At 63.6% G+C, this 13,905-nt stretch carries 7 protein-coding genes and 3 tRNA genes; 4 read left to right on the top strand and 6 right to left on the bottom strand.

The features are described from left to right. Window positions 1-63: 63 nt before the first annotated feature. The 6 genes from L1965_RS13095 to L1965_RS13070 all read right to left on the bottom strand — a co-directional run bounded on the left by L1965_RS13095 (window position 64) and on the right by L1965_RS13070 (window position 10,552). Window positions 64-4,581, bottom strand: coding sequence for an Ig-like domain-containing protein (locus tag L1965_RS13095; protein ID WP_235756893.1), 4,518 nt, complete (start codon window positions 4,579-4,581; stop codon window positions 64-66). An 805-nt stretch (window positions 4,582-5,386) separates the two neighbouring features. Then, a tRNA-Val gene (locus tag L1965_RS13090) sits at window positions 5,387-5,462 on the bottom strand. 516 nt (window positions 5,463-5,978) lie between these two features. Beyond that, window positions 5,979-6,053: transfer RNA gene (locus L1965_RS13085), tRNA-Val, on the bottom strand. A 53-nt stretch (window positions 6,054-6,106) separates the two neighbouring features. Then, window positions 6,107-6,451 carry an HU family DNA-binding protein gene (locus L1965_RS13080; RefSeq protein WP_235756892.1) on the bottom strand — a complete coding sequence of 115 codons (345 nt, stop codon included), beginning with the start codon at window positions 6,449-6,451 and terminating at the stop codon, window positions 6,107-6,109. Between the two features lie 163 nt (window positions 6,452-6,614). Beyond that, window positions 6,615-9,032 (bottom strand): endopeptidase La, encoded by a 2,418-nt coding sequence (lon, locus tag L1965_RS13075; RefSeq protein ID WP_235756891.1) that lies wholly within the window; start codon window positions 9,030-9,032, stop codon window positions 6,615-6,617. A gap of 164 nt (window positions 9,033-9,196) precedes the next feature. Then, window positions 9,197-10,552, bottom strand: coding sequence for an ATP-binding protein (locus L1965_RS13070; RefSeq protein WP_235756890.1), 1,356 nt, complete (start codon window positions 10,550-10,552; stop codon window positions 9,197-9,199). 34 nt (window positions 10,553-10,586) lie between these two features. Here L1965_RS13070 and L1965_RS13065 point away from each other — a divergent pair, with 34 nt between their 5' ends. The 4 genes from L1965_RS13065 to L1965_RS13050 all read left to right on the top strand — a co-directional run bounded on the left by L1965_RS13065 (window position 10,587) and on the right by L1965_RS13050 (window position 13,859). Then, window positions 10,587-11,450 carry an MBL fold metallo-hydrolase gene (locus tag L1965_RS13065; RefSeq protein ID WP_235756889.1) on the top strand — a complete coding sequence of 288 codons (864 nt, stop codon included), beginning with the start codon at window positions 10,587-10,589 and terminating at the stop codon, window positions 11,448-11,450. Between the two features lie 60 nt (window positions 11,451-11,510). After that, window positions 11,511-11,585: transfer RNA gene (locus L1965_RS13060), tRNA-Asn, on the top strand. Between the two features lie 487 nt (window positions 11,586-12,072). Then, window positions 12,073-12,990 (top strand): manganese-dependent inorganic pyrophosphatase, encoded by a 918-nt coding sequence (locus L1965_RS13055; protein WP_235756888.1) that lies wholly within the window; start codon window positions 12,073-12,075, stop codon window positions 12,988-12,990. After that, the gene (locus tag L1965_RS13050) at window positions 12,990-13,859 is read left to right on the top strand and encodes a TIGR01459 family HAD-type hydrolase (protein ID WP_235756887.1); all 870 of its coding nucleotides are present in this window, start codon (window positions 12,990-12,992) and stop codon (window positions 13,857-13,859) included. The genes L1965_RS13055 and L1965_RS13050 overlap by 1 nt, the downstream gene beginning before the upstream one ends. Window positions 13,860-13,905 lie beyond the last annotated feature (46 nt).

The following is a 13,905-nucleotide window of genomic DNA, read 5'->3' as shown; positions in this document are numbered from 1 at the left end:
GGGGGCTTGTTCAGATTCGTGAAGCCTCGAGACCAGTGTGCAACACTCGTCCCCAAGCCGGGATCACAAGTCGAACATATCGCTCATCATGGCGTCATGCAGCATGGTGCCAGCAGCTCCAACCGTGACCATGGCCTCACCGCGGGTAAAGTTCCCCTCTTCGTCGGCCGCCCAGTACTGGAAGTGATCGACCCCGACAAAACCGTCATTGGGACGGTAGAGGACAGAGCCGTCGTCCTGCAGATAGACATTCCCGTTGCGCGGGTCGATCAGACCGCCCACCCGGACAAGTCCGCCATCCGGATCGCTGTCATTGGCCACAAGATCCATGCGCAAGGCGGTGCCGGCACTGGTCGTGGCGTGGTCAGTGTTCGCGATCGGACCCGGTCCGCCCAGATTGATCACCCCGTTATAGGAGTAGCGGCTGTTCAGGGTGCTGTCGGGATAGTCCAGTTCGAAGACCAGATACTGCTTCAGCGACTCTCCGGTTGCCCTGTCCGTCACGAAGTCCTCGACCAGGGCGACCGCTGTGCCGTCGGGCAGCCGCCAATAGCCTTCGCTGTCGAGGAACTCATCCTTCTGATAATTCCACAGACCCTGCTGTTCGATGGTAAAGTTCCTCTGGATCGATCCGATCGAGTCGGTCTTGATACCATTGAACAACATGTGATCGGCATCGGAAATCACTCGGTCCGCCGTCAAACGGAATTCGAGCTGTCCCGGTGTCAGGCTCGAGCCGTCCAATTGTGTCAACTGTCCGGCAAACGACTCGCGGATATCGACACCACCGATATTGCGGAAATCGCCGTCGATGACGGTATTGTGGAAGTCGCCGGGCGCGCCTCCGCCACTGTGGATGTCGTTGTTGTCAAGCATGTTGAACGCATGATCGAAACCATCGATCCTGATGCCGTTGAACACCATGTCGAAGGCGTTCGTGGCCAGGTTCACACCATGAGGGGTATCATCCGGCATGTCGTTGTTCTCGGGGCGCTGCCCGACCAGATCGACATCCTTGAACGTGTAGTGGCCGGTATAGCTGAGGAAGATGCCCTCGCGGGTCTCCCAGTTCAGGAACCCGTCGAACACGCTGCGCAGGTCATGCCCCTGGTCCGGGTTCTGTTTCACGACAATCAAGCCCGTGTTGGTGCCGAACGCCTCGTTGTCGCGGAAGCCCTGGATCGCCGGCTTGTCGGTGTCCAACCGATCGCGTCCGTATCCGACTTCGGAGTGATGCATCGTGTCGGGATCGATCGAGTCGCGATCGCCCCGGTGCAACCAGACAAAGCCGTGCGTGGTATTCGCGGCGACGTTCTCGGCCAGTTCGACCAGACGACCGCCCATCCAGAAGCCGTCACCGGTGCGGGCGACGTCGCCGTCGACTTCGCTGTTCTTGACCGCGCCGTCGCCAAAGCTCCAGCCCTGACCCTTGATGGCGATGTTTTGATACCAGGTGCCGGTTTCGTTGCCGTCCTCGGCAACGAAGCCAGCGCCCCAGGCATCGAAGGACACGTTGCGGGTCAGGTTGGCGTTTGACGAATGGTGCACGAAACCCCAGCCGGGCGATCCGTCCACGACGTTGCCGATCGCAATCGCCGGGTTCTCCATATCATCAAGGCCGGCTTCGTGGAAATGGAACGGATAGCGCCCCTCGATATTGGCATCGGGCGACAGGTTCCCGACACCGCCGAAATCGCTCGCCGGGCCGGAATATTCCGATTTGTCAGTCCGCCCAAGATCGTTGAAGCCCGCATAACGCACATCGACATCGTCATTATGCATGAACATGACCTGGCCACGCTGATGCGCCGGAAGGTCGTCACCGCCCTCGCTCGAGAAGGTGACGTTTCGGGTCATGTTCGCCACATAGGCTTTCAGATCCTCACGTGGGGTATCGTGATCGAAGGTGAGCGGGCGATCCAGCGTCACGGTGTTTCCGCTGATCGCTGCGATCGTGACTTCCTCGTCCTGGGTCTCTGCAAAAGCCATCCGACCTTCGGCATTGTTCCAGTAGAAGCCCTGCTGGTAGGTGCCGGTCAGGACCAGCTTGTCGCCCACCTGCCATCCTGTGGGGGCCTCTTCGAGTGTCAGCGTGGTATCCCCGGCCATCGCATCCACCTGAACCTTCAGATGCGACGCCTTTTCCTGCCCGGCTATGTCCACCTCGCCCATCGCGACCATGCCGCGTGACAGCAGGGCAGGGTCCCAGGCGACATCGATGTTGCCGTTGTCGGCAAAAACGATGTCAACATTCGTTCCGGCCTGGACCGGGCGCCCTTCGGTGCCGATCTCCAGATGACCGGTCGGCGAGACGACCAGCGTGTCGACCACCAGCCTGCTATCCTCATCGGTGGCGAAGTGCAGATAGCCGTCCACGCGCACGGTGAAGATGGAGGCGTCGTTTTCCTCGCTGTAGCCGACAGAGATACCCTCGGGGATCAGAACGCGGGCGTCATCGCCCGGCACCTGACCGTTGTGCCAGATCGAAGGATCGTTCCAGTCGCCATGGTTGACGGCCACATGTGTGGCGTCCCCGCGCGAAACCAGATTCAAGGCCGCCATGTGGCCAGCCATTGCGCCGGAGTGACCCTCCATGTCGTGCTCGGGCATGTTCTGAACCATTTCGACGAAAGCCGCGATCTCGGCCGCCGTCTGCGGCGGGTCGATCAGATCGCCCCCACCGTGGCCGCCATGATCGCCGCCCGTGTCGCCGCCCGTGTCGCCCCCACCGTGGCCGCCATGATCGCCGCCCGTGTCGCCGCCCGTGTCGCCACCGCCGGTGTCGCCGCCGGTATCGCCGCCGCCCGTGTCGCCATCGCCGATCACCGGCGGGGCCGATACCTCGACGGAAACCCGTGCCGTGTCGCGGCCGCCATTCCCGTCGCCCACGACGTAGTCAAAGCTGCCGGTGCCCGCACCGTTCCCGGTGAACCGGATCTGGTCGCCGACGATCTCTGCCGTGCCGTTGGTGATGTCGCCCAGCCGCACGAGCGACAGCGCATCTCCGTCCGCATCCGTGTCGTTTGCCAGCAGGTCCGAAATCGCGATGGTGATCGACTCTCCTGCCTGAACGGCGAAGCCGCCGTCGTCGCCAGCGACCGGTGCCACGTTCACCGGCGTCTCGGTGACCGGCGCCTCGGTGACCGGCGCCTCGGTGACATTCACGGAAACCCGTGCCGTGTCGCGGCCGCCATTCCCGTCGCCCACGACGTAGTCAAAGCTGCCGGTGCCCGCACCGTTCCCGGTGAACCGGATCTGGTCGCCGACGATCTCTGCCGTGCCGTTGGTGATGTCGCCCAGCCGCACGAGCGACAGCGCATCTCCGTCCGCATCCGTGTCGTTTGCCAGCAGGTCCGAAATCGCGATGGTGATCGACTCTCCTGCCTGAACGGCGAAGCCGCCGTCGTCGCCAGCGACCGGTGCATCGTTGACCGGGGTGACATTGACGACGACGCGGGCCGTGTCGGTGCCGCCATTGCCGTCGGTGATCCGGTAGATGAAGCTGTCGCGCCCGTTGAAGTTCGCGTCCGGAACATAGGTCAGCGTGCCATCGTCGTTTTGCGTCACCGTGCCGTGTCCCGGCGAGCCTATCTCGTAAATCGTCATCGTGTCGCCATCGGCATCGATGTCGTTTGCCAGCGGGTTCAGCGTGAGTTGCCCATCCTCGAGGATCTTGCGCGTGTCGTTGCGCGCATCCGGGCGCGTGTTCGTGCTGGCCGGCGCGGTCGTCACGCCCACCGAAACGGTCGCGATCGCCTCGCCGCCGCGACCGTCGCCAATCACATAGTCAAAGCGTCCCGAACCCTGTGCGGCGCCGGTAAACCGAACCTCGTCTCCGACGATCTGCGCGGTGCCGTTGGTGACATTCGTCAGACGCAGAACGGAAAGATCATCGCCGTCCGCATCGGAATCATTCGCCAGCAACTGGGCCACCGGAATGGTGACCGTCTGGCCGGCTTGCACCGAAAAACCGCCATCATCCTGCGCCACCGGGGCGACATTCGGCGCGGGTTCGGGATCGCTCACAGCCTCGTCGGTGCCGTGGCGCAGGCGGCTTTCGTCAAGATATGACCACGTGCCGCCGTCCAGACTGTGGCCGATACGCAGTTCGGTTGCGCCCCAGGCCTCGAAGTAATCCACGCGGATCGTGTACCAACCCGATTCAGTAATCTCGACCTCGCCGTAAGTCGCTGATGCGGCCCGAGCGCCGGTGTATTCGGCAACGGTCTCTTCGCCGATCGTCAGCCTGAAACCGTCATCGGTCACATTGCCGAAGCGGTGGGTCCCCGCCTCGAGAAAGATCTGACCGGACAGTTGCAAAGCGTACAGGTCGGACACGTTGCCGAGGGCGGGATCGCTGAGCGTCAGGGCATCGTCGCCCAGAAACTCTTGCAGCGAACCGTCTGTCGACCCGTAATCGATCGCATCCGATACGAACATCGCATCCGATGCACCGTTCATCCTGTCCAGAGCATCGAAGAGGTTCCTGAGCGATTCATCAGTATAAACCTGCCCAAGCAGTCCCGACTCATAGTTTGCCTCGGAGGCTGTTTCCGCTGTGGACACCGGATATCTTGCCATTTCCTACGACCTTCCCAAAACATGGTTCGACGACCCAGACGTTCCGTCTGGCATCGGCAGTTGATCTCTTGCACGACGCGGCCGAGAAGGGCACACACAACTTAAAATTGTATTAACAAAAGAACTACGCCGTTCAGTTGAGTTGCAGACTAGTTTAGCCCCTGCCGCGGATGCAAGGAGCGCAGCCAAGGCGCCCCCAAGGATCGGCGGTTTCTTACCGTCCGGTCGAACATTCCGGCATTCGCCTGCTCATCACAAAGCATAAGAGCAATTTGTCTGCTGTATTTGTCTTTTAACTATGCGGCTACGTGTTACGAAAGTCGTATATGCTGAAACAGCCAGAATGTGCGCGCCCGTCACTCTGTCGATAAATCGCTGCCGCGCAGCGAATCAGGCATGACAGCGGTTCGGCACAGTGCCCAGGTCGGCAAGACACCTTGGTTAACCAGGAATAATCTATACTTTACAGTCGTCAGGCGAAGACGCCCGAACGAAGGCAGCGATCACAGTGCAAGGATGGTCCGCGCTGCGATGCGGCGGCCAAGGCAACGCAGGCGGGTGATGCGCATCCGGCCAGAGCGCCGCGCGCCAGCGCGGCGGCCTGTCCGCTTGTTTCGTCGATTAATCTTTGATTACTGAATTGGAGGGCCTACGACCTTCCGCGCGGCGGCCACCGGAGCAGGCCAGACTATATGCACGGATCATGTCTTCGAAACTGATTATGGCCTGTAAACCAGACGCCGGCCGGGGCTGGCGACAAATCCTGAAACACGAAAAAAATGCAAAGTTCCAGGAAAAAATTTGATGGTGGGCGGTGAGGGATTCGAACCCCCGACATCTTCGGTGTAAACGAAGCGCTCTACCAGCTGAGCTAACCGCCCTCTCGCGCGGCTTCTAGCGTGATCCTGCTGGCAGCGCCAGCCCTGCCTGCCGCTCGGCTGCGCCTTCGTGCCATCCCCGATACTCTGCGCTCCATACGACAGGGGCCGTACCCGGATCGGTCGCCAGATCGGGAACATGGTGCACACTGCCCGCCATGCGATCAATCGCAGCATGGTCGGCGTCATCCCAGGCGTCACGATCGACGCCAGACCCCGGAACGTCTCGATGCCACCGGGGTCCGGCGCATGAGGCGGCAGAAGCCTTGGCCACCGGGTGCGCGATCGGACGAGTCGCGCAACGCCCCGTGAACGCTGTCGGGATGGCGACAGCACAGATCGGTCGGCGGCTCATCCAGGCGCCCCTCCACATTTCCGCACGCCCTCCCTTTCGTCTCGCCGTGCCGCATCTGATACGGATCGGGATACAAGGCCAGGCTGAATGGGGTCCGTTGACATGCGAAGGGCCGCCCCTGAGGCGGCCCGCACCAGCGCGCCTTGCGGCAGACCGGCCAATTCTGGTGGGTGATAACGGATTTGAACCGCTGACATCTTCGATGTGAACGAAGCGCTCTACCGCTGAGCTAATCACCCGGTGGAGGGGTTTCTAGCGGCAGGCCGGCATCGTTGCAAGGCCCAAAAAACCGCTATTCCGGCGCCACCGGGGTGACGCTGGCCTGCGGCTTTGTGAGGCCGCGCTTGCGGCGCAGACGCAGCGTGATGACGTCACCGCCCCGCATGTCCTTTTCCAGATTGACGCGCGCCCGTCCAAGCGGGGGAACGGCCAGCGTGTGGCCAGCGGATAATGCCAGCCCCAGCTGTTCCAGAGTGGCTTCGATGATCGGCCGCGCCTCGGATCTCTTGACCCCGGTTGCGGCGACGACCCGATCGACGAAATCCTTCTTCTGCACGACCTGCGCCGGCTGTGGATCGGAGGCCTGACAGCCGGCCATAAGCGTCGCGCATCGATCCGCGATTGACTTGTTTTCCATGGTCTTCGTCCCCCAAACGACGGAATTACCCGACGCTAGGGTGGAACCCAATTGACGCTACGTCAACCGCTAATCGCGACAAGCCGGTGAATCAAAAGGCCGAACCGGAGGGTTTCCGGTCCGGCCAGGGCACGCAAGAGACCCGCGTCAGCGGCTGGCTTGCCTAATGTGCAACGGCACTGCCGCCTTCTCCGCGCGAATCGCGGACCGCCAATTTCGCCGCCTCGGCGGCTTCCTCGGCAGCCTCGTCCCATTCGACGGCTTCGGGCATCCTGACGAGGGCGTGTTTCAGAACCTCGCGGACATTTCCGACCGGGATGATCTTCAGGCCGGATTTCACGTTGTCGGGGATCTCGGCCAGATCCTTCTCGTTGTCGGCCGGGATCAGCACGGTCTTGATGCCCCCGCGCAGTGCGGCCAGCAGTTTTTCCTTGAGCCCGCCGATCGCAAGCACATTGCCGCGCAAGGTGACCTCGCCGGTCATGGCGACGTCCTTGCGGACCGGGATGCCAGTCATCACCGAAACGACCGACGTTACCATCGCAACGCCCGCCGACGGCCCGTCCTTGGGCGTGGCGCCCTCGGGGACGTGGACGTGGATGTCGCGCTTTTCGAATTCGGGCGGCCTGACCCCGATTTCCGGTGCGACCGACCGAACGAAGCTGGAGGCTGCATCGATCGATTCCTTCATCACATCGCCCAGCTTGCCCGTCGTCTTCATCCGGCCCTTGCCGGGAAGGCGCAGTGCCTCGATCTGCAGCAGATCACCACCGACCGACGTCCAGGCAAGCCCCGTCACGACGCCGACCTGGTCTTCTTTCTCGGCCAGGCCATAGCGATGGCGGCGCACGCCAAGATATTGCTCGGCCTTCTCGGCTGTCACCTCGACAGACTTGACCTTCCCCTTCAGGATCTCGGTCACGGCCTTTCGGGCCAGCTTGGCGATCTCGCGCTCCAGCGACCGCACGCCCGCTTCGCGGGTGTAGTAGCGGATCACATGGGTCAGCGCGTCATCGGTCACGCTGAACTCGCCCTTGCGCAGGCCGTTTGCCTTGATCTGCTTGGGCAGCAAATGCTGCTTGGCAATCTCGCGCTTCTCATCCTCGGTATAGCCGGCCAGCGGAATGATTTCCATCCGGTCCAGCAGCGGGCTGGGCATGTTGTAGCTGTTGGCCGTGGTCACGAACATCACGTTCGACAGGTCGTATTCCACCTCGAGATAGTGGTCCACGAACGTCGCGTTCTGTTCGGGATCCAGCACCTCGAGCATCGCCGAGGCCGGATCGCCGCGGAAGTCCTGACCCATCTTGTCGATCTCGTCCAGCAGGATCAGCGGATTGGTCGTCTTGGCCTTCTTCAGCGCCTGAATGATCTTGCCGGGCATCGAGCCGATATAGGTCCGGCGATGGCCCCGGATCTCGGATTCGTCGCGCACACCGCCCAGGCTGATGCGGATGAATTCACGTCCCGTCGCGTTCGCAACGGACCGACCCAGCGAGGTCTTGCCCACACCCGGAGGGCCGACAAGGCACAGGATCGGGCCCTTCAGCTTCTGGCTGCGCGACTGCACGGCCAGATATTCGACGATCCTTTCCTTGACCTTCTCGAGGCCAAAGTGATCGGCGTCCAGAACCCGCTCGGCGCGGCCCAGATCCTTCCTGGTGCGCGACTTGACACCCCATGGCAGGGCGAGAAGCCAGTCCAGATAGTTGCGGCTGACCGTCGCCTCGGCCGACATCGGCGACATCGACTTCAGCTTCTTCAGCTCGGCGTCCGCCTTCTCGCGGGCTTCCTTGCTGAACTTGGTCCGGGCGATCTTCTCTTCCAGTTCGGCGATCTCGTTCTGGCCATCCTCGCCGTCGCCCAACTCCTTCTGAATGGCCTTCATCTGCTCATTCAGGTAGTATTCGCGCTGCGTCTTTTCCATCTGGGTCTTGACGCGGGACTTGATCTTCTTTTCGACCTGCAGAACAGACATCTCGCCCTGCATGTGGCTGTACACCTTCTCAAGGCGCTCGGCGACGTTCAGCGTATCCAGCAGGTCCTGTTTCTTGTCCAGATCGATGCCCATATGGCCCGCGACCAGATCCGCCAGCTTGCCGGGCTCCTTGGCCTCGGCAACGGCCGTCACGACCTCTTCGGGAATGTTCTTGCGGACCTTGACATAGCGTTCGAACTCGTCGGCCACGGTGCGGACCAGCGCGGTCACGGTCGATGCGTCCCCGTCGCTTTCCTCCAGCACCAGGGCCGTCGCCTCGAAATGGTCGTCATTCGGCACGAAGCCGGTGATCGCGACGCGTTCCTGACCCTCGACGAGCACCTTCACGGTGCCGTCCGGCAGCTTCAGCAGTTGCAGGACATTGGCCAGCACGCCGGTGCGATAGATCCCATCCTCGACGGGCTCGTCGATCGAGGCGTCCTTCTGGGCGGCCAACAGAATCGAGCTGTCGGATTCCATCACCGATTCAAGGGCGCGGACCGATTTGTCGCGCCCCACGAAAAGCGGCACGATCATGTGCGGAAAGACCACGATGTCGCGCAAAGGCAGCACCGGATAGGTTTGGGGGGCGAATTCGTTCATGCTTTGCGTTCCTTTCCTGCCCGAGATCATGGCCCCGACATGGCGGCGCACGATCCCTGCCTGGATCAATCTAGGGGGGCGTGCGTTCACGTTCAATACGGCCTCGATAATACCACATATTTCGCGGCAAGACCTCTTCCGCACAAGATGACCGTGGCGCGGCCTTATCGCGGGATCACGATCTCGGCGCGCAGACCCCCCAGGCGCGGTCCGCGACCAAGCCGCAGCTGACCGCCATGGGCGCGCGCGACATCGGCGGCGATGGCAAGTCCCAGACCCGCGCCCTGACCGCGGTTGCGATTGCGCGACGCATCCAGTCGCGTGAACGGCCGCATCGCGGCCTCGACGCTGTCATCGGGGATTCCCGGCCCGTCATCCTCGATACCCACCCGCAGGCTGCGCGGACCCAGCGTCGCGTCCAGCTCGGCACGGCTGCCATAGCGCACGGCGTTGCTGATCAGGTTGTCAAGCGCCCGGCGCAGCATGTCGGGCCGAAACGTGGCGCGCCCGGCCTCGTCGCCTTCCGCGCGCAGCAAGCGGACATTCTGGCCGGCACGCTGCGCGTCGACCACCACACCGCGCAGGAATTCCAGCGCGGCGACGGATTCGGGCGCGCGTTCCTGGGCTTCGTCGCGGGCGTAGTCCAGAAAGGCGTCCACCATGCGGTTCATCTCGGTGATGTCGTTTTCCATCGCCGCGATCTCTTCGGGGTCGGGCGGCGCATCGGGAGAGACGCAGGACAAGCCGAGGCGCAGGCGGGTCAGGGGGGTGCGCAGATCGTGGCTGATCCCGGACATCATCAACTTGCGCTGCTCATTCTGGCGCTCAAGCCGGTTTCGCATGTCAAGAAAGGCGGTTCCGGCGCTGCGGATCTCGACGGCGCCGCCGGGACGATAGGGCACGATCCGGCCCTTGCCATATTCTTCGGCCGCCTGCGCCAGCCGTCTGATCGGGCGCAGCTGGTTGCGCAGGAACACGGTCGCGATCCCCGTCATCAGCAGCGAGGTGAAGACCATCAGGACCAGCAACTGATGCGGGTTCGAGGCGCTGACACGCTCGCGCCGGAAGGCCAGCGCGTAGGGGCCGAAGCGTCCCTCCATCACGACCACCACCCGCTTTTCGTCCGTGGCGAGGTCGACGGACCGGACCTGCGGCAGGCTTTCACGCAACTGCTCGATCACCACGCGGCCCGAGAAGTCGTATCCGAGGCGCTGATCGCCACCGCCGGCCGGCACCGGCAGCTGCAGCGTCAGGCCAAGCGGCACCGCGATCGCGCGGCCCGCCAGCAGCGCCTGGGCTGCGTTGTCGGCCTGATCCATGCTTTGGGCGACAAAGCCCAGCTCTCGTGCCATGCTGGCGGTCATCTGCCGGGTCACGCCGTCGAAATGGCGCTGAAGGAACATCACGCTGACGACCAGCGTCACCACGACGACCGGCAGGAACAGGATCAGCGCTGCGCGCCCGTAAAGGCCGCGCGGAAGAAGCCATCGCGAAAAGCCTGTGTCGCCCTGGTTAGACATGGAAACCCCGTGGTCTGGACGCTACGCTAACCGCATGCGCCACACGACGAAAGAGCCTCGCCGCATCCTCGCCCCGAACCCCTCGCCGCTGACGGGGCCGGGCACGAACAGCTACCTGATCGGAGCGCGGAACGTCGCGGTGATCGATCCCGGGCCCGACGACCCCGCCCATATCGCCGCGATCGCCGAGGCTGCCGGCGACCGCATCAGCCACATCTTCGTGACCCATGCGCACCGCGATCACAGCGCCGGCGCGGCGCGGTTGTCGCGGCTCAGCGGTGCGCCCGTGCTGGCCTTCGGCGACGCGCTTTCGGGCCGCTCGCCGGTGATGGAAGGCCTGGCGGCGCAGGGGCTTGTCGGTGGCGGCGAGGGGCTGGACATGGGCTTCGCGCCCGACCGGCTGCTGCGGGACGGGGAGTCCGTCGAAACCAGCGAGTGGTGCCTGACCGCGCTCCATACGCCCGGTCATTGCGGAGGACATCTCTGTTTCCTGTGGAAGGACACGCTGTTTTCCGGCGACATCGTGATGGGCTGGTCCAGCACCATCATCTCGCCCCCCGACGGGGATCTGGCGGATTACCTGAAGTCGCTGGAACGGATCGCCGGACTCGACGCGCAAGTCCTGCTGCCGGCGCATGGCGACGCCGTCGTCGAACCCGCGATCCGTCTGGCCGAGCTCGCGGCGCATCGTCGTTTCCGGACGGCCCAGATCCTTGCCGCCCTGCGCGACGGTCCGGATGACGCAGCGGGGCTGGCCCGTCGGATCTATGCTGTCCCACCCCATCTGTTGCCCGCCGCCTCACGCAACGTGCTTGCCCATCTGATCGCGCTGACAACTCTGGGCGCCATCGCGCCGACCGGTCCGCTGTCGGCCGACGCGCAGTTTGTGACGATGTGAAAAAAACGGCGCAATGCCTCTGGACGCCCCATGGATGCATTGCTATATCCCGCCCCGTGTTCCGGCGTAGCTCAGCGGTAGAGCAGTTGACTGTTAATCAATTGGTCGTAGGTTCGATCCCTACCGCCGGAGCCAAAAATACCTGAAATCGCTATGCTTGTCGCCCGTGTCCCGATCGGTCTCTGCGGCCGGGATCCGGTGGCCCGATCAGGGTCAATTCGCTGCGATCGGGGGCATGGATCTTGCGCGGGGCATGTGGCCGAGAACGGCCGAGGCGTCTGGCAGATTGAACCCTGCGAGACTGTGGCGGTCGCGCGCGCCGAGCACCCAAGGAGACGAACGCCCCGGCTGCGTCGATGCATGCAAGCCGGAATTGGTTGTTCCGTTGCCTCCGGGGATGCTGTGCCAGGGCTTCGAGCCCGGTCGCGGCATTGGTGCCGGTCAGCGCGCCGATGCCGTGCCGCGGCAGAACTTCGGGCTCGCTGGCCGGCCGCGCGAGCCGGCGCGAAACATGCTGTTCCTGCCTGGGCTGCCCTGTTCTTCTTCGGGATGGCGGCTGCGTGGACATCGCCTGCCGCCACGCCTATAAGGCGCGCGAATTCAGACCCCGCAGAGGTGCATCATGATCAAGGTTTTCGGCCACACAGCCCCCGACACCGACTCGACCGGCTCGCCCATCATCTGGGCCTGGTATCTGACCGAGGTCCGCAAGACCCCGGCCAGGGCTTTCCTTCAGGGTGAGCCGAACACCGAAGCCGCGTGGATGCTGACCCGCTGGAATCTCGACAAGCCGGAAATCATCTCGGACGTTGCCAAGGGCGATCAATGCGTGATCGTCGATACCAACAACCCTGCCGAGTTGCCGCCCAGCATCAACGATGCCGACGTGATCGAGATCATCGACCACCATCTTCTGGCCGGCGGCATCAAGACCGGCGTTCCGATCAACATCACCATCCGACCGCTGGCCTGCACCGCCACGATCATGCACGACCTGATCGGCGACGACATGAGCCGCGCGCCCGACGGGGTGAAGGGCGCGATGCTGACCTGCATCCTGTCGGACACGCTCGAGTTCCGCAGCCCGACCACGACGGCACATGACCGCGCGGTTGCCGAGACACTGGCCGCCGATCTGGGCGTGAACATCACCGACTATGCCAACGAGATGTTTGCCGCGAAATCCGATGTCAGCGCCTTCGGCGAGGACGCGTTGCTGCGCATGGACAGCAAGGAATACCAGCTGGGCGGCAAGCAGCTGCGGATCTCGGTGCTGGAAACCACCGCGCCGCAGGTGCTGCTGGACCGCAAGGAGGCGCTTATCGCCGCCATGCCGGCCGTCGCGGCAGCCGATGGTGCGGACGAGGTGCTGCTGTTCATCATCGACATCCTGAACGAAGAGGCGACGCTGTTGTTGCAGAATGATCTCGTCCGCGAGATCGCCCGGAAAAGCTTCGGCGCCACCGCCACGGGCGACAGCGTCGTGCTGCCGGGCATCATGAGCCGCAAGAAGCAGATCATACCGGCCCTGGCGCTCTGATGACGCGCATCATCCGGCACCTGTCGCAGATCGGTGCGAACTACGACGCGCTGTTGTGCGATCTCTGGGGCTGCCTGCATAATGGCAAGCGGCCCTACGAGGCCGCAATCAGCGCCCTGCAGGCTTATCGCAGCGGCGGCGGTCGGGTGGTTCTGCTGACGAATGCGCCGCGCCCAAACCAGTATGTGATCGCGCAGCTGGATCGCATGGGTGTGCCGCGGGATGCCTGGGACATGGTGATCAGTTCCGGCGACGCCGCACAGGATGCCATGTTCGGCGGGGCCGTCGGCCGCAAGGTCTGGCATGTCGGCACCGAGAAGGATGACGGGTTCTTCACCGACACCCCGCCCGAATGGACCGGCGCGGCGCCGATCCGTCGCGTCGCTCTGGAAGAGGCCGAGGGGATCGTCGTGACCGGTCCCTTCGACGAGATAAACGAGGCCCCCGAGGATTACCGCGCGCCGTTCATGCTGGCGCAACAGCGCGGCCTGAAGCTGCTTTGCGCCAATCCCGACGTGGTGGTGGATCTGGGCGAGACCCGGATTTATTGCGCCGGCGCCCTGGCCGAATTCTATGAGGATCTGGGCGGCGTATCCTATTATTTCGGGAAACCGCATCCGCCGATCTACGAGCGCGCCCGACGGCTGCTGGGGCTGAGCGACAAGTCCCGCGTGCTGGCCATCGGCGACGGCATCAACACCGATATTCGCGGTGCCCGTCAGGAGGGCATCGACTCGGTGTTCGTCACAGGCGGCCTGGCGGCCCAAGCCTTTGGGACCGATGTCGAAGAGCCGGACCCGGAATTGCTGCGCGAATGGCTGGCCCATCACCAACTCGGCCCGGAATTCAGCATCGGCCGGCTTCGCTGAGGCCGGATCACCGCGACTGGCCCAGGCGCCCGCACCGGTGACGGTT

Source organism: Paracoccus salsus, from assembly GCF_021556615.1.
Taxonomy (GTDB): domain Bacteria; phylum Pseudomonadota; class Alphaproteobacteria; order Rhodobacterales; family Rhodobacteraceae; genus Paracoccus; species Paracoccus salsus.
Note: the sequence above shows the minus strand (reverse complement) of the source record. Positions and strands in the feature narration are given on the sequence as shown.